The following is an 18,270-nucleotide window of genomic DNA, read 5'->3' on the forward strand; positions in this document are numbered from 1 at the left end:
CATGCGCAACGGACTTACCGAACGGCTCAGCAACACCGGGGCCCGCTTCACCGCGCTGAGCATCAGCTCCAAGCTCGCCCTCGGATTCCTGGCCTTCATTGTGCTTGTGGCCGTCTTCGGGCCCTTCCTCGCCCCCTTCGGCGAAAACGAATCCAGCGTTCCCGTCCTCTCCCCCACCGGAGAGCATTTCTTCGGCACGGACGGTTCCAGCTATGACGTATTCTCCCGGATGCTCTACGGGGCACGGGTGTCCATTTCCATCGGCCTGGGCGCCGTCGCACTGGCCCTCATCCTGGGTGCCATCCTCGGCGCCATTGCCGCCACCTCACGCAAGGCCGTCAGCGAGACCGTGATGCGGATCCTGGACATCATGATGGCTTTCCCCGGCATCGCCCTGGCAGCAGCCCTGCTGTTCGCCCTCCGGGAGCACTCCCTGAACCTCTTCGGGTCCACCGTTCCGGTGCTGATCCTCGCGATCGCCATTGTCTACACCCCGCAGCTGGCCCGCGTGGTCCGTGCCAACGTCCTGGCCCAATACGGCGAGGACTATGTGCGCGCCGAACGCGTCATCGGTGCCGGCCGCACCTACATCCTGCTCAAGCACATTGCCCGCAACTGTGCTGCCCCGGTGCTGGTCTTCGCCACCGTGATGGTGGCGGACGCAATCATCCTCGAAGCGTCCCTGTCCTTCCTCGGTGCCGGCGTGCAGCAGCCCGCCGCGTCCTGGGGCAACGTGATGGCCGACGGCCGGAACGTGGTGTTCAGCGGCGCCTGGTGGCCCACCACCTTCGGCGGCATCACCATCCTGCTCACGGTCCTGGCGCTGAACGTCCTCGCCGAGGGGCTCACCGACGCCATGGTCAACCCCGGCACCCGGCGCTCCAAGAAGCGGGCCGCAGAAGCCGTGGCGACCACCGCCCAGCCCTCCGTGCTGGATCCTGCCGGCACCTCGCTGGCCGACTCCCCGCTCACCGCGTCTGCCGCCACCGGAACCGACGCCGACTTTGCTGCCGGTATCGCGGCGGCCGGTGCCGCGGCGGGGCAGGCGCGGTCCGACGCCGGAGCCAACGTCACCAAAGCCGGTTCCCTTGAGGCGCTGGCAGCGGAACTGGAACTGCTGGCAGCCGCTGAGGCCCGCCGGTCCGACCGGCTGCCTCCGGTCAGCGACGACGCTCCGGTGATCCTGGAAGTGATGGACCTCTCCATCCGGTTCCCGGAACGCTACAGCGACACCGCCATTGTGGACCGGGTCAGCTTCACCGTCCGCGAGGGCGAAACCATGGGCTTAGTGGGTGAATCCGGCTGCGGCAAGTCCATCACTTCCCTGGCGATCATGGGCCTGCTTCCGGCCACCGCCCGGCTGACCGGCTCCATTAAGTACCGCGGCAAGGAACTGCTCACCAACAACCCCAAGGACCGCGACAAGCTCTACCGGGGCCTGCGCGGCGAGCAGATTGCCATGGTGTACCAGGACGCGCTCAGCTCGCTGAACCCATCCATGCTGATCAAGGACCAGATGCTCCAGCTGACCCGGCGCGGTGGGCGGAAGAGCCCGCGCGAGCTGTTGGAGATGGTGAAGCTGGACCCGGACCGTACGCTCAAGAGCTACCCGCACGAGCTTTCCGGCGGACAGCGCCAGCGCGTGCTGATTGCCATGGCCCTCTCCCGGTCCCCGAAGATCGTGGTGGCGGACGAGCCCACCACTGCCCTGGACGTCACCGTGCAGAAGCAGGTGGTGGACCTGCTCAACGAGCTGCGCGAACAGCTTGGCTTCGCCATGGTCTTTGTCAGCCATGACCTGGCCCTGGTCGCCTCCCTGGCCCACCGGGTCACCGTGATGTACGCCGGGCAGGTGGTGGAATCCGCCGATGTCCCCGAACTGCTGGGCAACCCGCGGCACGAATACACCCGCGGCCTGCTGGGCGCGGTGCTCTCCATCGAGGCCGGCGCGGACCGGCTGCACCAGATCCGGGGCACCGTCCCCTCCCCCAAGGACTTCGCTCCCGGGGACCGGTTTGCCGAACGCTCGCTGCGCCCGGATGCCGATCCGAACCAGGTGCTGCAGTTTGTCCGCGTGGGCACCAAGGACCACTTCTGGGCCAGCCACGAAACCGGCACGGAAGCACCGGCTCCGGCCGCCCTGGCGAACTCCGGCACTACAGCAAGGCAGGACTCATGAGCAGCAACGCGATCCACGCCGACACCAGCCCGGTGCTGGAACTGAAGGACGTTAAGGTCCACCACCGGGCCCGCTCCGGTTCCCTGTTCCGCCCGAACATCGTCAAAGCGGTGGACGGCGTGGACTTCACCGTCCGCCGCGGCGAAACCGTGGGCATCGTGGGCGAATCCGGCTGCGGCAAGTCCACCCTCGCCTCCGTGCTCGTGGGGCTGCAGGAGCCGACGTCTGGCTCTGTCCTGTTCCATGGCCAGAAGGTGAGCACCCGGGCCTCCGTCTCGAAGAAAACCTTCGGCCGCGACGTCGGCGTGGTGTTCCAGGACCCGGCCACCGCCCTGAACCCGCGGATGACCATCCATGACATCCTCACCGACCCGCTGCAGGTGCACGGCATCGGCAACCAGCAGACCCGCGACGCGAAGGTGAAGGAGCTGCTCAGCCTGGTCGGCCTGCCGCAGTCCGCCGCCGAGGTCACCCCGCACCAGGTCTCCGGCGGCCAGCGCCAGCGCGTGGCGATTGCCCGGGCTCTGTGCCTGGACCCGTCGGTGATCGTGGCCGACGAGCCGACGTCGGCCCTGGACGTGTCGGTGCGGGCGCAGGTGCTGAACCTGCTCTCGGACCTGAAGAAGGACCTGAACCTGGGCATGGTCTTCATCTCGCATGACATCCAGACCGTCCGCTACGTCTCGGACCGGATCTGCGTCATGTACTTCGGCCGCATCGTCGAGGAAGGTCCCGCCCGGCAGGTCTTCGACTCACCCGCCAATGACTACACCAAGAGCCTGCTCGGCGCCGCGCCCAGCCTGCTGCACACCTGAGCGTCCAGACCGTTTTATCTATCCCCCGCACCAACACCAAGCACTGGAGAAGTTTTTGTCACACGCACCACAGCCCCGCTTCCACGGCGTTATCCCGCCGGTTGTCACGCCCCGCACCGCGGACGGCGCCATTGACACCGCCTCGCTGGAGAAGCTGACCAAGTACCTGCTCGACGGCGGCGTTTCCGGCCTGTTCGTGCTGGGCTCCTCCGGCGAGGTCCCCTACCTGACCAACAGCGAGCGCGACACGGTGATGCGCACCATCGCCGGGGTCAATGCCGGCGAAGTGCCGCTGATCGCCGGGGCCAGCGAGCAGACCACGCCCCGCGTCATCGAGGAGGGCCTGCGGCTGATCGGCCTGGGCGCCGACGCCATCGTGGCCACCTCGCAGTTCTACGCCATCTCCGACATGGCCGAGACCGAAACCCACTTCCGTGCCCTGCACGCCGCCTTCGACGTGCCGCTGTTCGCCTACGATGTGCCGGTCCGCACCCACTTCAAGCTGCCGCTGCCCATGCTGGTGACCCTGGCGCAGGACGGCGTCCTGGCCGGCGTGAAGGACTCCTCCGGCGACGACGTCTCCTTCCGCCAGCTTCTGCTGGCCACCCGGGACCTGCCGGACTTCGCCGTCTTCACCGGGCACGAGGTAGTGGTCGACGGCGCCCTGCTGGGCGGAGCGCACGGCGTGGTTCCCGGGCTGGGCAACGTTGACCCGGCCGGTTACGCGGCACTGTACGCCGCGGCGCAGGCCGGCAACTTCGCCGAAGCCGCCCGGATCCAGGACCGTCTGGCCAACCTGTTCAACATTGTGTACGCGCCCACCCCGGGCCGCGTTTCGCCCGGCGCCGCCGGCTTGGGTGCCTTCAAGACCGCGCTGATGCTGCTGGGCGTCATTGACACCAACGTGATGTCCGCGCCCATGACCGCACTGAACGAGGCCGAAACCGCGGCCATCCGCGTGGTCCTCGAGCACAACGGCCTGCTCTGATCGCCATGCGGCACGTCATCGGGATCGATCTGGGCGGCACCAAGACCGCGGGCGGGATTGTCGACGCTGAAGGAAACGTGGTCTTCTCCTTCTCCGTAGCCACCCCGTCGCAGTCCGGTGCGGAGGAGGTCGTGGAGACCGCAGCACGGCTGGTCCGGTCCCTGCAGGACGAAGCGGCCCGGCGCGGCCTGGCCGTGGACGCGTTGGGCATCGGCTCCGCCGGCGTGATCGACTCCGGCCAAGGCACCGTGGTGTCCGCGACCGACGCGATCCTCGGCTGGACCGGCACGCCGCTGAGCGCCGGACTCACTGCCCGGACGGGGCTGCCCGCCACTGCCCTGAATGATGTCCACGCCCATGCCCTCGGCGAGAGCTGGCTGGGCGCCGGGGCCGGTGTGGACAGCGTCCTGTTCATCGGGCTGGGCACGGGTGTGGGCGGCAGTTACGTGCTGAACGGCGAGCCGGTCGAGGGTGCCACTTTCACCGCCGGGCATGTGGGGCACTTCGCCTCCCCGTTCGCCTACGAGGCCGGTGTTCCGCTGGCCTGCAGCTGCGGCGGCGCCGGACATGTGGAAGCGATTGCCTCCGGGCCCGGCATCTTTGCGCTGTTTGCCCGGCTGGGCGGCAGCGCGGCCGGGGACACCCGCGAGGTCTACCGGCTGGCCGCCGCCGGCGATCCGGTTGCTGCCGAGGCCCTGCACCGCGGTGCGTCGGCCGCCGGGTCCGCCATCGGCGGGCTGGCCAACATCCTGGACCCCGCCGTCGTTGTGGTGGGCGGCGGACTGGCGTTCGCCGGCCCGCTCTGGTGGGAAACCATGGAGCGCACCGCGCGGCACGAACTGCTCCGCCCGCTCACCGAGCTGCCCATAGTCCCTGCGCAGCTGGGCGAAACCGCGGCCATCCGCGGTGCAGCCCGCCGGGCACTGTCCCTCACTACCGTTCCCGAAGGTTCCCATGTTTGACCTTGACTCCCTCCGCTCCCGTCTGATCGTCTCCTGCCAGGCCTACCCCGGCGAGCCCATGCGTGATCCGCGCACCACCGCGCAGGTGGCGCAGTCGGCAGTGATCGGCGGGGCAGCGGCCGTCCGGGTGCAGGGCATCGGCGACATCCAGGCGGTGCGTTCGGCCGTGGAGGTGCCGGTGATCGGTTTGTGGAAGGACGGGCACGACGGCGTCTTCATCACTCCAACGCTGCACCATGCGTTGGCCTGCGCGAGCGCCGGCGCGCACATAGTGGCGCTGGACGGCACCCGCCGGGAACGGCCGGACGGGTTGACGCTGGCCGAGACCGTCGCCGGGGTGCACCGGCAGTCCCCGGCACTGGTGATGGCCGACTGCGGTTCGGCGGCCGACGCCGTTGCTGCCGCCGAGGCCGGGGCGGACATCATCGGCACCACGCTGGCCGGCTACACCGGGGAACGGCCCAAAACAGACGGACCCGACCTGGAGTTGCTGCACGAGCTGGCCGGGCTGGACCTGGGCGGCCGTCCGGTCATTGCCGAAGGACGGATCCACAGCCCGGGACAGGGCCGTGCCGCCCTGGACGCCGGAGCCTTCGCGGTGGTGGTTGGTACGGCCATCACCCATCCGGCCACCATCACCGGCTGGTTCGCGGACGCGCTGGCCTCATGAAACCCTTCCTGGCACGGGTGGATCCGGAGCTGCTCCCCGGCTTGGAGTACTCGCTAATGCACCCCCCGCCCACCACACTGCCGGGACTGGCAGCCTTCCGGGCGAACGCCGCAGCTCCGGCCGGTACCGCCCTGCCGGAGGGTGTCACTGTCCGCGACTGCACCGTGGACGGGCTGGCCCTGCGGGTGTTCACGCCGCCGGGCGCGGGTCCGCATCCGGTTATCTACTGGCTCCACGGCGGCGGCCTGATTGCCGGCACCGTGGATCTGGACACCCCGTACTGCGCTGCCCTGTGCTTGCGGACAGCTGCCGTGGTGGTGGCCGTGGACTACCGGCTGGCACCGGAACATCCCTACCCTGCCCCGTTGGATGATGCGGCCGCGGGGCTCGCGTGGCTCTTCGCCTCGGCTGCGGAACTATCCGTGGATCCGTCGCGGGTGGCCGTGGCCGGCTCCAGCGCCGGCGGCGGCCTGGCCGCGGCCCTCACTCTGCAGAACCGCGACGCCGGCGGACCGGCTCTTGCCTTCGCCTACCTGATGTACCCGATGCTTGATGCCACGCACACCTCCCCCTCCGCCCGGGAGTTTCCTGCCATTCCCACCTGGAACCGGGCCCACAGCGAGTTCGCGTGGAAGTGCTATCTGGGCGCTGCTGCAGAACTTTCTCCGTATGCCGTCCCCGCACTGGCCAAGGATCTGTCCGGCCTCCCGCCCACCCTGATCCAGACCGGCGAACTGGACCTGTTCCGGGACGAGGACATTACCTACGCGTCCCGGCTGCTGCAGGCAGGCGTGCCCACCGAGCTGCACGTGTATCCCGGCGCGTATCACGGCTTCGAACTGAACTGTCCGGAGTCCGCCGTCGGGCGCCAGAGCCTGCGGGACCGTGACCGCTCCCTGATCCGGGAGCTGCATGGCCAGCCGGCGGATCCCGTTACATCTCCCGTTTCATCCATATCCACCCCCGCGGAAGGTTCCCTGTTATGAGGCTCGAAGGCTGGCAAATCCTAGTTGTTGTTGTTCTGGCGATTGTGCTGTTCGGCGCACCCAAACTCCCCGGCCTGGCCCGCAGCCTGGGCCAGTCCATGCGCATCTTCAAGTCCGAGGTGAAGCAGCTCAAGGATGAAAACAACGAGCCCGCAACCGGAGCGGATCCCCTGCCTGGCGCCCGTGACGCGGACGGCCCTGCGCTGCCGAAATAAGGCAGAAAACCCAGCCTTCTTTCCGCAGATGTTTACAGTGTAAACATCAGCTGTAAAGTACCACTGTGAGTACAAAAACCTTCCCCCATTTGATGTCCCCGGGCCGCATCGGCCCCATGGACACGCACAACCGGATTGTCCTGCCCGCCATGGACATGAACGTTTCCGAGCACGGTGAAATTGAACAGACGGAGATCGACCACTACGTCTCCCGCGCCGCCGGCGGCGCCGGTCTGATCATCACCGGTGCCTGTGCCATCGCCTTCCCGCACGGCGCCGCTTCCATGAAGGAGCCCGGACTCTCGGATGACAAGTACATCCCCGGACTGAAGGCCCTCGCAGACGCGGTCCACGCCGCCGGGAGCAAGCTGTGCATCCAGTCCACCCACCACGGCAAAGTCGCCCGCGTGGATGTGGCCAATGACCGCCCGGTGCTCGCCCCCAACCAGCCGGACTACACCTATGACATGTCCGCCCTGGCCGACAGCACCCGCGAAGAGCTCGGCAAGATGGGCGCGGCCACGGCCGGCAAGAAGACCGAATACCGCGACATGACCGGCGAGGACATCGCCTGGCTCGTCTCCACCTGGGCCGACGCCGCCGAGCGCATCGCCAAGGCCGACGCCGACGCCATCGAGATCCACGTCGCTCACGGCTACATCCTCGGCGTGTTCCTGAACCAGCGCGACAACAAGCGCACCGACGAATACGGCGGATCGCTGGAAAACCGCGCCCGGCTGGCCTGCGAGGTCATCAGCGCAGTCAAGGCGCGGGTGGGCGACCGCCTGGCCGTGCTGGTCCGTGTTGCCGGTGAGGAATACGGCCAGGAAGGCGGCCTCTCCCTCGAAGAAGCCGTGGAGGCCTCCAAGCTGTTCGAACAGGCCGGCGCAGACGCCATCCACGTCACCGGCTGGGGACGGAACCCGTTCGACAACTTCACCGACGGCCCCCTGCCCAACAAGGTGGGCGCCTACCTCGAGAACGCTGCCGAAATCAAGAAGCACGTCAGCGTTCCCGTCATTGCCGTCGGCCGGATGCTGCCGGAGGTTTCCGAAAAGGCGCTGGCCGCCGGACAGATCGACTTCGCGGCCATGGGACGCCAGCTGCTGGCCGACCCGGAACTGCCGAACAAGCTCCGCGACGGCAAGTTCGACCAGGTCCGCCCCTGCATCAACTGCTACCTCTGCGTTGCTGAGAACTTCTTCGACGACACCCCGTTCTGCGCGGTCAACCCGGCGCTGGGCAATGAAGCGCTGCTGCCGCTGAAGCCGGCCTCCGCCACCAAGCACGTGGTAGTTGTGGGCGCCGGTCCGGCCGGGCTGGAAAGCGCGCGCGTGCTCACCGAGCGCGGCCACCGGGTCACCGTTGTCGACAAGTCCGACCGCCTCGGCGGCACCATGTGGTTCTCGACCATGACCACCCCGGACAACGAGCGCCTGCTGAAGTGGTTCAAGTCCGAAATTAAGCGGCTGAACATCGCGGTGAAGCTGAATACCAAGGCCACGGTGGAATCCATCAAGGCCCTGCACCCGGACCACGTCATCATCGCCACCGGCGCCGTGCGCCCGAAGCCGGATTTCCCCGGCGGCGACCTGCCCAACGTGCAGACCGGCGACACCCTGCGGGCCATGATGCTCGGCACCGCCACCGCTGAAGAGGCCGGCGCCCTGCTGAGCACCCTCGGCAAGCTCGGCCGGCTCTCCGGCGTCACGAAGAGCCCGGAGTTCGTCCGCCAGTTCACCAAGTTCTGGCTGCCCATGGGCAAGAACATAGTGGTGATCGGCGGGTCCCTCGTGGGCCTGGAACTGTCCGAATTCGTGGCCGAACGCGGCCGCAATGTCACGCTGCTGCACGAAAAGCAGCAGCTCGGCCTGCCGCTGGCCATGCCGCGGCGCTGGACCGCGGTCAAGGACGCCGAAAAGCACGGTGTGAAGATCCACCGCAACGTCTCAGTCACGCGGATCACCCCCAAGAGCGTGGAGTGGACTGAGGACGGCGAAAGCTTCTCGGCTCCTGCGGACATGGTGGTCTACGCAGACGGCACGACGTCGGCCTCGCCGCTGGCGGATGAACTGCGGGCCGCGAACCTGGGCATCGACGTCGACGTGGTCGGTGACGCCGGCGCGGTCAACTACATCCACGGCGCCATCCACTCCTCGTGGAAGGTCACCACGGAGCTCTAGCACCGAAGGAGCGGCTGCGCCCCGCGTGGGTGCAGCCGCTCTGCCTTTTCGGCAGCGGAGCCTTTAGCCGTGGCACTATCGACCCATGACACCGGCTGAAGACGTTCCCGTTGCCCTCCGCGCCACGGCCTTTATTGTCCCGTCGCGGTGGCTGCACCGGCCCAGGCGCCGACTCCGCTACGACGCCTGGTGGAGCGACGGACGAGTGGAGTTCGACGTGGATCTCTTCGCCCTGCTGCGCGGACGGCACACCACAGACGCCGGGACCATCCGGGAAAACCTGCACAGGCATTGCCCCCGGGCGGGAACCGGACCCTGGATAAACGAGGCCGGAAGCGTCACCGACGGGCCCGCCGCGTAACCGCCCCTGGCTGATTCAGGACCCGGTTGCCGGAGCCAGCAGCCTGCAGGCGGCGTTGACGGCGGCCTCCCGGCGTCGTTCCCGGGAACTGTGGCTTGCTGCCGTTTCGCCGGTAAAGAGGACTTCCGGAGACTGCGCCCAGGCCGACGCGAGGGAAAACAGCAGCGTGACCAGGTCATGCGGATCCCAGGACGGATCGATGATTCCGTCTGCCTGGGCGCGGGCCACGTCCTCAACCGCGGGCCCCGGGCGGCCGCACGGTCGCTGCGGCAGCAGGTCCTGCGCTCCTTCCAGCCGCGCCCAGTCCAGCATGCGCAGGTGCTCTGGATAATCCGTCGCGTGGTCAAACATGGCCCCGACAAAACCGGGCAGGTCCAGGGCATCCCGGGGAATTCCGTCCGTGGTTTCCTGCAGGTTCATTTCCAGCACCGCGGTGAAAAGGCCGCTTTTGCTGCCGAAATAGGCGTAGATCCGCTCCTTGCTGGCCCGGGCTTCTGCCGCGATGCGGTCCACCCGGGCACCGGCCAGCCCGTACTGCGCAAATTCCTTACGTGCCGCTGCCATGACCCTGGCGCGGGTAGCTTCGCCGTCGCTTCTCATCCCTGTAGTCTAGCTAAGCCAACCAACCAGTTCGTTTGATGAGGAATTCCCCTTTATGGACCGCACCACCCCTGCCGGCGCCCCTGAAGCGCACGACCACTCCGCGCATCCGCACCGCTGGCTGTTGCTGGCCGTGCTGGCCCTGGCCCAGCTGATGGTGGTCCTGGACGGCACCATCGTGAACATTGCCCTGCCCGACGCGCAGCGTGAGCTCGGGATGTCCGACGGCGACCGCACCTGGGTGGTGACCATCTACGCGCTGGCCTTCGGTTCGCTGCTGCTGCTCGGCGGCCGGATTGCCGACTACTGGGGGCGCAAGCGCACCTTCATGGTGGGCATGGCCGGTTTCGCCGTCGCCTCCGCCATGGGCGGCTTTGCGGAAAGCACCGAAATGCTGCTGGCCGCCCGCGGACTGCAGGGCGCCTTCGCCGCCCTGCTCGCCCCGGCGTCGCTGGCCATCCTGACCATCACATTCCCCACCGGCAAGGACCGGATCAAGGCCTTCGCCGTGTACGGCGCCATCGGCGGCGGCGGCGCGGCCATCGGCCTGCTGCTCGGCGGCGTGCTGACCCAGTACGCCAGCTGGACCTGGTGCCTGCTGGTGAACGTGCCCATTGCCGTCGTCGCCATGGCTGCCGGCCTGCCGCTGATCCGCGAGAGCAAGGCGCACGGCAACACGCGGTACGACCTGCCCGGCGCCGTCCTGGTGGTGGCCGGCCTGGCGTCCCTGGTGTACGGCTTCTCGCAGGCCGAAAACGGCTGGGCCCGCGTGGAAACCATTGCCTTCCTGGCTGCCGGCGCCATAATCCTGGCGCTGTTTGTATGGGTGGAGAGCCGCGTCTCGAATCCGCTGCTGCCCCTGCGGGTGCTGGCCAATCGGGTCCGCGGCGGCGCGTTCCTGACCTCTGCGCTGACCGGTGCCGCACTGCTGGGCGGCATCCTGTTCCTCATCTTCTACTTCCAGATTGTGCTGGGCTACTCGCCGCTGAAGTCGGGTCTGGCCTCGCTGCCGATGACCCTGGCCATCATGGTGGGCGCCGGTGTGCTGTCCAACCTGCTGCCCCGCACCGGTGTCCGCCTGCCCATGACCGTGGGCCCGGTGGTGGGTGCGGCAGGGCTGGTGTGGCTGTCCTTCATCTCGGTGGAGGGCAACTACGCCCTGGAGGTCCTGCCCGGACTGATCCTGCTGGGCCTGGGCCTGGCGATGATCTTTGTGCCGCTGCAGAACGTGGCGCTGGCCGGGATTGATGAGCACGACGCCGGTGTGGCCAGTGCCGCTGTCTCTGCCACGCAGCAGATCGGCGGGTCCATCGGCACCGCCCTGTTCACCGCCGTCTACACCGCTGCCATCACCGCCTACCTGAGCGGCGCCGACGCGGCGCAGCCAGCAGCGCACCTGGAGGCGCTGGTCAGCGGCTACTCCACCGCGTTCATCTGGGCCGGCGTCGCACTGTTCCTGGCCGCGCCCATCGGGTTCTTTATGATCCGCCCGGCCAAGGAGGACCTGCTGAAGGTTCCCGACGTGGCGCACGTGGGCTAACGGAATTATTCGGCACCCTAACCAGTTGTAAGCACCATGACTACAATCGCGATCATTGGTGCAGGACGCGGCCTCGGAGCTGCCGTCGCTCGACGGTTCGGCGCGGAGGGATTCTCCGTTGCGCTGATTTCCCGGAACCAGGCCAAGCTGGATGCGCTAGCCGAAGACCTCGGCAAGGCCGGTGTCCAGGCCCGCGGCTTCGCTGCCGACGTCCGCAACCCGGAATCGATCGCTGCGGCCCTTGAGGCTGCGGCCGAAACCCTCGGCCCGGTAGAGGTGCTGCAGTACAGTCCGCTGCCGCAGAAGGACTTCATGCGGCCCGTCCTCGAGACCACCCCGGCGGACCTGGTGGGTCCCGTTGAGTTCTCCATCTACGGACCGGTGGCTGCAGTCCACCAGGTGCTGCCCGGCATGCGGTTCCTGGGCGGGAACCGCGGCACCATCCTCTTCGTCAACGGCGGATCGGCCGTTAAGCCCGGACGCGGCGTCACCGGAACCTCGGTGGCGTTCGCGGGCCAGGCGGCCTACGCGCAGCTCCTCAATGAGGTCCTCGGCGAGGAGGGCATTCACGTGTCCCAGCTCATCATCGGCGGACGCATCATCGAGGGCGATCCGGAAAAGGATCCCGACGTCCTCGCAGGCGTCCTGTGGGACCTCCACACCCGCCGGGACACGTTCCGCCACCAGATCAGCACGGACTGATCCGGGTGACTGAGATTTCAGGGCAGCCCTCCGTTCCCGCCAGCCTGAGCCTGCTCCAGGACGAGCTTGCTGCGGCGGCGGATGGCCTGCAGGAAGACCAGCTTGCCGGTCTGGTGAACGAGATCCGGCAGGCCCGGCGGGTCTTCGTCACCGGCGGCGGACGCAGCGGCCTTGCGCTGCGCATGCACGCCATGCGCCTCATGCACCTCGGACTTACCGTGCACGTCGTAGGCGAAACAACGACGCCGGCCATCGGCCCCGGTGACCTGCTGATTGTCGCCTCGGGATCCGGGACCACTGCCGGCGCAGTTGCCGCTGCGGAAACAGCCGCCTCCGTGGACGCCCGTGTGGCCGCGCTGACCACCGACGGCGAGTCGAAGCTGGCCGGGATAGCGCACCATGTGGTCCTCATCCCCGCAGCCCAAAAGACCGATCACCGCGGCACAGCCTCGCGCCAGTACTCCGGCAGCCTCTTCGAGCAGGCACTGCTCTTGGTGCTCGACGCCGTCTTCCACACCCTCTGGAAAATCGACGGCACCCCCGCCGAGGACCTCTGGCCCCGGCACGCGAACCTCGAATAACGCGTGCCCCCTCTACCTTCATCCCCAGTTAGCAAAGGAAATACCATGAAGCTTCAACTCGCCATGGACGTACTGACCGTCGAAGATGCCCTCGAGCTCTCCGGGAAGGTCGCCGAGTACGTCGACATCATTGAACTCGGCACACCGCTGGTCAAGAACGCCGGACTGTCCGCCGTCACGGCCATCAAGGAAGCCCACCCGGACAAGATTGTCTTCGCGGACCTCAAGACCATGGACGCCGGCGAACTCGAAGCCGACATCGCTTTCAAGGCTGGCGCAGACCTGGTGACTGTCCTCGGCGTCGCCGACGATTCCACCATCACCGGAGCCATCAAGGCCGGCAAGGCCCACGGCAAGGGCGTTGTGGTGGACCTCATCGGCGTCGATGACAAGGCGGCCCGCGCCAAGGAGGTCACCGATCTTGGTGCCGAGTTCGTAGAGTTCCACGCCGGTCTCGACGAGCAGGCCCAGGACGGCTATGACCTCAACACCCTGCTGACCGCCGGCAAGGAATCCGGTGTCGCGTTCTCCATCGCCGGCGGCGTCAAGCTGGCTACCCTCGCTGATGTCCAGGCCTCGGGTGCGAACGTGGCCGTCGTCGGCGGCGGCATCTACAGCGCCGATGACCCCGCTATGGCCGCCAAGGAATTGCGCGCCGCCATCAGCTAGCAGGACAAGCACCGCAGGAAAGAGGCCCGGGAAACCGGGCCTCTTTCCGTGTCCGGAGCCGCTATCCGTTCTCCGGCCCGCCGTTCTTCGCGCGGGCGCGGAAGATGCCGAACCCCACCAGCAGGGCCGCCAGCGCGGTGAGCGTGCAGGCGGCGAGCGTGGTTCCTTCCCGGAACTGCCCGGCCTGGGCGGCTGTCCACTCCCCCGCGGCAATGCTGCCGGTGAAGGCGGCAGCGATGAACGTGCCGGCAAGGGTGATGCCGACGCCGGTGGCCAACTCCCCGGCCGTGTCAACGAGGGCCGCGCCCACGGTGGTGCGGTCCGCCGGCAAGCCGCGCATCACGTTGTTGCCGGAGACCACGCCCACCACGCGCATTCCCGCCGCGACGAGTACCATGGCCACGGCAGTCCAGGGATAGCTGCGCTGGCCGAACACGGTGTAGACGGCAAGCCCGGCCACCACGGCGGCAGCGCTCAGCCGGGCGGCGTGCTCAAGACCGATCCGCTTGATAAGCGGGCCAATCAGCGCACCCCCGGCAATAAGGACCGCAACCTGCGGAAGCAGCCCCAGAGCTGCCTGGGCCGGGGTCCATCCCCACTCGAGCTGCAGCTGCAGGGTCACCATGTAGCCCAGGCCGGCAACGGCCAGTGCCGCCGCGGCTTTGAAGGCCAGGCCGCTGGACACCAGCGGTCGGGCCACCAGGGCGAAGTCCAGCAGCGGGTTGGCCGCATGCCGCTGGCGGAACGCGAAGCCCGCCCCCGCCAGGACGGCCAGCGCGGCCACGGCTTCCGGGCGCCCGGAAGCTGCGCCGTCTCCGACCAGCAGCGCGGGCACGGCCAGCACGGACACGATGGTGATGGTGCCGGTGAGGGCACCGATCAGGTCAAGGGGCTGGGCGTGGAGTTCGTCGGCGCGGTCCGCGGGGATTGCGGCGCGGATGCAGATGACGGCGACGACGGCGATTGGCACGTTGACCAGCAGCAGCGCCTGCCACGGGGCGGCGGCCAGCAGGAACCCTCCGGCTGCGGGGCCGATTGCCAGGCCAACCAGCCCCACGGTCGAGATGAGCGTCAGGGCCCGCACGCGCAGCCTCTCATCGTCAAAGAGGCGGAAGGCCAGGGCCATCGAACCCGGGGTGGTCATGGCGGCAGCAACGCCCATCACGGCGCGGACCGCAATCAGCTGCCCTACGGAGGTTACGGCCACGGTGGCCAAGCTCGCTGCGGCCAGGAGCACCAGCCCGGCCAGCATGACCTTGCGGCGGCCGGCCCGGTCGGCGAGCGCACTGAGCGCGATCATCAGCCCGCCGAAGACCACGGAATACGAGCTGGTCACCCACTGCAGGGCCGCCGTCGACGCACCCAGGTCGCGGCCGATCGTGGGCAGCGCGACGTTCAGGACCGAGTTATCCAGCATCTCGAAGAGGAACACCGCGGACAGCCCGGTCAGGGCGAGCCACGCCGCGCGCAGCGACTGCGGGGATTTCCCGGGCGGTCCGGCGGGTCCGGGTGCGGTCCCGGGGGCAGGTGCCTGGCCGGGTCCGGAAGCAGGTGGGCGGTTATCCATAGCGCACTCCTCTGATTAGGGAGAAGTGGCTGCCCGGCGGGCGGCGTATGCGTACGGGCAACAGGTCCGTATTTTTACTTCCGGTGAGAGGAGCGTACTGCCGTGCAGCGTTGGGGCGCAACGGCTCCAAAAACTACCCGGCGGGCGGTCGCGGAGCAAGCGGCGCGGAGCACACGGCCATTACTGTATGCGGGGAGCTTCGCTCCTGAGACTTTAACCGGCTGCGCCGTTCCGTTTCGGCTTTGGATGGTACTGCCCGCCCTTCTCTTGGCAAGCCGGCGCCGGGAGCTTTCGCGGCATATCCTCACTCGCTTCGCGCCCTCCGGTATTCCACAGTCCCCCGGCTCCGGCTGGCCAATTCACTTCGCGGGCAAGTCTTGACGGCGTTGCCGAAAGGAACGGTGGCAAAGAGAAAAGGAGCAAGTCCGTGAAGCAACTCATCACCCCGGAACAGGTATCCCGTAAATACGGTGTCAGTGTCCAGGAGCTGGCCGAATGGCGAGGCCGAAACATCGGCCCGGACTACTATCTGCTGGGTAAGCGGGTCATCCGCTACCTGCCCGAAAACGTCGACCAATGGTTCCGCGATCCCGCCAACGCACGCTGGCATGATTTCCCCGCAGTGGCATTCGCCAACACAAATAAAGGCCTGGAGGACAGCACCATGCCGTGGTTAAGTATCGACATACACCGCCCGCTCACCTGGTGGCGGGCAACACCGGATCAATTGGATCAATTGGCTCCGCGAGTGGCGGATCCGGATGTGTGAGCCCGCGTGCCCCGCTGGGAGTCATACGACCAGAACTGGAAAGCCATCGGGCAGGCCCTCGAGGATGTCGGAGACATTCTCGCCTGCGGCTCGTACGAGGACAGCCCCGCACCGGCGGAACTTTACCGCTGCCCCGCTGCTACACATAGGTTGGGGCGACGGCTGGTGACTTAGATCCTGAAGGTAGTCTGCAGCTGGCGTGCGCTCCGGGGGAACAGAGCCGGCATTGCCGACCCTGAAACGGAACCGGGGGCGATTCACACCGCGGCACGGGCAATCCCTACGCTAAAGGGGCACGTAGAACACGTCTCATGAATTCTAGTGCTGGGGACCTCCAGGAATCCGTATCTAACTTTTCAGCGAACTCTAGGTTTATATTTTGGCTTGTAACAAGTTTTCTATACAGCTATAGTCATAAGCGCAGACCCCCCCACACACGTGGATCAGGGGGTCTAGCTGTTTAACCGACTCATATTTCTTGCGGGCTGCGTCTGGGATCCCGTTCGCTGAGGTACTTCTCAAACCACTCCCAGGCAAACTCGTTCCTCGGATGCCGGTCTATCGAAGAGTTGGCGCACCAAGCCACGAGGTCCGCCATCTGCACGAGCTGTGAGCTTCGGGAGTCCAGGTGGATCGCGTCTTCGATCACGCGCCGCTGACTGAGCCGCAGGTTCCGGTGGGTGCTGCGGTATGAGGTGTCGCTTCCGTCACCGTCCATGAAAACAAGCGCCAATGAATCGGATCGTGCCAGTTCCGCTTCCAGACGATCAACTAGTGCCGCATAGGCCTGCTGGCGCGTGTGCGCGATGTCCTCGGGTTTCCCTTTTCGGTACACCGCTCCAAGACTCAGTCCCTCGGTGTTTCGTAGCGTTTCCAGACACTCCAAAGCAACCTCCCGTCCGAAGTCTTTCCAATACTCGACTCCGTTGTGGATATGCCGATCCGGGATTTGCGTGGAAATACGGCCGCGCCCGTTTACATACTCAGTGGTGTGCAGCTCCTGAGTGAGAGGGATCCTGTGCTCTCGCCAAAGGCGTTTACGCATCTGCAGCCAGTTACCTAGGGCGGAGGGCCAATGGTCGGGAGTGAACTCCACCCATCCATATACGACTAGTCCTGACCGAGGGTTGCCGGAGTCATCAACATAGATGAGCCGGTTGAGAAGCGAAGGCACCGTCATACTCTATTCGCATTTGGCCACCGGCTTACGGGCGTTCTCATGCAAACTCCAAGAACCATTTACTCATCAGGTCCGGCGTCGCCATCTCCAGTTGTGTCAGTTTTTGCTCATACACTGGGTTCAACGCAATCAGGGGGACCAGTATGGCAAACTTTCAAAGCTACGATCTGAAGCAGGTTAAGCGCGGATCCACGGTTGTGGTCACCCTAAAGGGCAGCGCCGCTAACGTGCGCCTACTTAATTCGTCCAATTTCTCCGCTTATAAAGCAGGAAGGCGGCACCGTCTACACGGCGGAGGGCTCGTCAAAAGGTCCCCCCACCGGATGACGGTGCCTCGTGATGGACATTGGTACGTGACAGTTGACCTCATCGGCATGGCCGCGAACGCTCGGGTGAAGTCATCAGTGTCTGTAGATCCGCCACCATTGCCTGTCGCACGTAGCGCGAAGCCATCTACGCTTTCTCAGGTACGGGCGGAGCTTCCGCCGGCTGTAACATCCAACGCCTCTCTCGAGGTGTGGGATGTTTTCATCTCCCACGCCAGTGAGGATAAAGTCGCCGTAGCCCGTCCCCTACGAGAGGCGCTTGAAGGATTCGGCGTACGAGTTTGGTTCGACGAGTTTCAGATGGGAATCGGTGACAGCCTGCGAAGGAAAATTGACCAAGGTCTAGCTCGGAGCGCTTTCGGAGTAGTCATTTTATCTGAGCACTTCTTCTCAAAAGGATGGCCTCAATACGAGCTGGACGGGATGGTAACTCGCTCGGTTTCAGGCGAGCAGAATCTTCTTCCGATCTGGCACAAAGTAACAAGAGACGAGGTCATGGCGGAAAGCCCCTCGCTAGCTGACAAGGTCGCCAGGTCCACTAGTCAGTACACTGTGGCCGCAATAGCTGAAGAGATTGCGCGTCGGGTACGGCCGGACCTGTTTGATGACTCTGAGCAGCTCCTCAAAGAGGACCTGTAGGCGTGTGACATTGAGTCCAAACCCGATCAGAGCATGTGACGAAACAACGGCCTTATTGTGCCCCGCCGATCTACCTGACAAGAGCCGGGGAAGGTGGCGAAACTGGCCAGTTGTCCCGCTTAGGGATCCTTGACAGCACACTTTTCAACGGACTCTCACTTGACCTTTAGACCGGCTTGCGGACACTTCGGCGGGAGGGACGTCATGTCGCCTCGAATGCAGGCGCAGCCACCCGTAGCATGAATTCATGACAGAGCTGCAGAAGATTGGCGTTACTGTCGGGACCGATTGGTTGCCGCCTGGCTGCTCAGCAGAAACATGGGTGGGAAGCAACTGTC

Annotated in this window: 18 protein-coding genes; 15 read left to right on the forward strand and 3 right to left on the reverse strand. The window is 66.3% G+C overall.

Features of this window, described 5'->3' with window-relative positions; translation table 11 throughout:
• The first annotated feature begins 1 nt into the window (after position 1).
• From LJ754_RS14730 to LJ754_RS14770, 9 genes are all read left to right on the forward strand, one after another.
• Positions 2-2,179, forward strand: coding sequence for a dipeptide/oligopeptide/nickel ABC transporter permease/ATP-binding protein (locus tag LJ754_RS14730; protein ID WP_227927146.1), 2,178 nt, complete (start codon positions 2-4; stop codon positions 2,177-2,179).
• Positions 2,176-2,994, forward strand: a complete 819-nt coding sequence (locus tag LJ754_RS14735; RefSeq protein ID WP_227913074.1) for an ATP-binding cassette domain-containing protein — start codon at positions 2,176-2,178, stop codon at positions 2,992-2,994. Before LJ754_RS14730 ends, LJ754_RS14735 begins: the two co-directional genes overlap by 4 nt.
• Positions 2,995-3,049: 55 nt before the next feature.
• Positions 3,050-3,982 (forward strand): dihydrodipicolinate synthase family protein, encoded by a 933-nt coding sequence (locus LJ754_RS14740; protein WP_227927147.1) that lies wholly within the window; start codon positions 3,050-3,052, stop codon positions 3,980-3,982.
• A gap of 5 nt (positions 3,983-3,987) precedes the next feature.
• The gene (locus LJ754_RS14745) at positions 3,988-4,944 is read left to right on the forward strand and encodes an ROK family protein (protein ID WP_227927148.1); all 957 of its coding nucleotides are present in this window, start codon (positions 3,988-3,990) and stop codon (positions 4,942-4,944) included.
• Positions 4,937-5,614: an N-acetylmannosamine-6-phosphate 2-epimerase gene (locus LJ754_RS14750; protein WP_227913071.1), complete on the forward strand. Its 678-nt coding sequence runs from the start codon at positions 4,937-4,939 to the stop codon at positions 5,612-5,614. Before LJ754_RS14745 ends, LJ754_RS14750 begins: the two co-directional genes overlap by 8 nt.
• Positions 5,611-6,600 (forward strand): alpha/beta hydrolase, encoded by a 990-nt coding sequence (locus LJ754_RS14755; RefSeq protein WP_227927149.1) that lies wholly within the window; start codon positions 5,611-5,613, stop codon positions 6,598-6,600. Before LJ754_RS14750 ends, LJ754_RS14755 begins: the two co-directional genes overlap by 4 nt.
• Entirely contained in the window at positions 6,597-6,815 is a 219-nt protein-coding gene (gene tatA / locus LJ754_RS14760) for a Sec-independent protein translocase subunit TatA (protein WP_227913069.1), read from the forward strand. Before LJ754_RS14755 ends, tatA begins: the two co-directional genes overlap by 4 nt.
• A 65-nt stretch (positions 6,816-6,880) precedes the next feature.
• Complete coding sequence (locus LJ754_RS14765) at positions 6,881-8,998, forward strand: NAD(P)/FAD-dependent oxidoreductase (RefSeq protein ID WP_227913068.1); 2,118 nt, start codon at positions 6,881-6,883, stop codon at positions 8,996-8,998.
• 85 nt (positions 8,999-9,083) lie between these two features.
• Positions 9,084-9,359 (forward strand): hypothetical protein, encoded by a 276-nt coding sequence (locus LJ754_RS14770; RefSeq protein WP_227927150.1) that lies wholly within the window; start codon positions 9,084-9,086, stop codon positions 9,357-9,359.
• A gap of 15 nt (positions 9,360-9,374) precedes the next feature.
• Here LJ754_RS14770 and LJ754_RS14775 read toward each other — a convergent pair whose 3' ends face one another.
• Positions 9,375-9,959 (reverse strand): TetR family transcriptional regulator, encoded by a 585-nt coding sequence (locus tag LJ754_RS14775; RefSeq protein ID WP_227927151.1) that lies wholly within the window; start codon positions 9,957-9,959, stop codon positions 9,375-9,377.
• A 55-nt stretch (positions 9,960-10,014) separates the two neighbouring features.
• Here LJ754_RS14775 and LJ754_RS14780 point away from each other — a divergent pair, with 55 nt between their 5' ends.
• Genes LJ754_RS14780 through hxlA form a run of 4 tightly spaced genes read left to right on the forward strand, consistent with a single transcriptional unit; the run spans position 10,015 to position 13,451 of the window.
• Positions 10,015-11,499 carry an MFS transporter gene (locus LJ754_RS14780; protein ID WP_227927152.1) on the forward strand — a complete coding sequence of 495 codons (1,485 nt, stop codon included), beginning with the start codon at positions 10,015-10,017 and terminating at the stop codon, positions 11,497-11,499.
• A gap of 36 nt (positions 11,500-11,535) precedes the next feature.
• A complete protein-coding gene (locus LJ754_RS14785) occupies positions 11,536-12,201 on the forward strand; it encodes an SDR family NAD(P)-dependent oxidoreductase (RefSeq protein ID WP_227913064.1) in 666 nt (221 codons plus the stop codon).
• 5 nt (positions 12,202-12,206) lie between these two features.
• Positions 12,207-12,782 carry a 6-phospho-3-hexuloisomerase gene (gene hxlB / locus LJ754_RS14790; protein WP_227927153.1) on the forward strand — a complete coding sequence of 192 codons (576 nt, stop codon included), beginning with the start codon at positions 12,207-12,209 and terminating at the stop codon, positions 12,780-12,782.
• Between the two features lie 45 nt (positions 12,783-12,827).
• Positions 12,828-13,451, forward strand: coding sequence for a 3-hexulose-6-phosphate synthase (hxlA, locus tag LJ754_RS14795; RefSeq protein ID WP_227927154.1), 624 nt, complete (start codon positions 12,828-12,830; stop codon positions 13,449-13,451).
• A gap of 61 nt (positions 13,452-13,512) precedes the next feature.
• Here hxlA and LJ754_RS14800 read toward each other — a convergent pair whose 3' ends face one another.
• Positions 13,513-15,018: an MFS transporter gene (locus LJ754_RS14800; protein WP_227927155.1), complete on the reverse strand. Its 1,506-nt coding sequence runs from the start codon at positions 15,016-15,018 to the stop codon at positions 13,513-13,515.
• 427 nt (positions 15,019-15,445) lie between these two features.
• On the opposite strand from LJ754_RS14800, the gene LJ754_RS14805 reads away from it, so the two are divergent.
• Positions 15,446-15,787 carry a helix-turn-helix transcriptional regulator gene (locus LJ754_RS14805; protein ID WP_227927156.1) on the forward strand — a complete coding sequence of 114 codons (342 nt, stop codon included), beginning with the start codon at positions 15,446-15,448 and terminating at the stop codon, positions 15,785-15,787.
• Between the two features lie 469 nt (positions 15,788-16,256).
• Here LJ754_RS14805 and LJ754_RS14810 read toward each other — a convergent pair whose 3' ends face one another.
• Positions 16,257-16,967: a DUF3800 domain-containing protein gene (locus LJ754_RS14810; RefSeq protein ID WP_227913059.1), complete on the reverse strand. Its 711-nt coding sequence runs from the start codon at positions 16,965-16,967 to the stop codon at positions 16,257-16,259.
• A gap of 143 nt (positions 16,968-17,110) precedes the next feature.
• Between LJ754_RS14810 and LJ754_RS14815 the strand changes: the two genes are divergently transcribed.
• The gene (locus LJ754_RS14815; protein WP_227913058.1) at positions 17,111-17,932 is read left to right on the forward strand and encodes a DUF1883 domain-containing protein; all 822 of its coding nucleotides are present in this window, start codon (positions 17,111-17,113) and stop codon (positions 17,930-17,932) included.
• The last annotated feature ends 338 nt before the right edge of the window (positions 17,933-18,270 follow it).

The sequence above is a fragment of the Arthrobacter sp. zg-Y40 genome, from assembly GCF_020731535.1.
Lineage (GTDB): Bacteria > Actinomycetota > Actinomycetes > Actinomycetales > Micrococcaceae > Arthrobacter_B.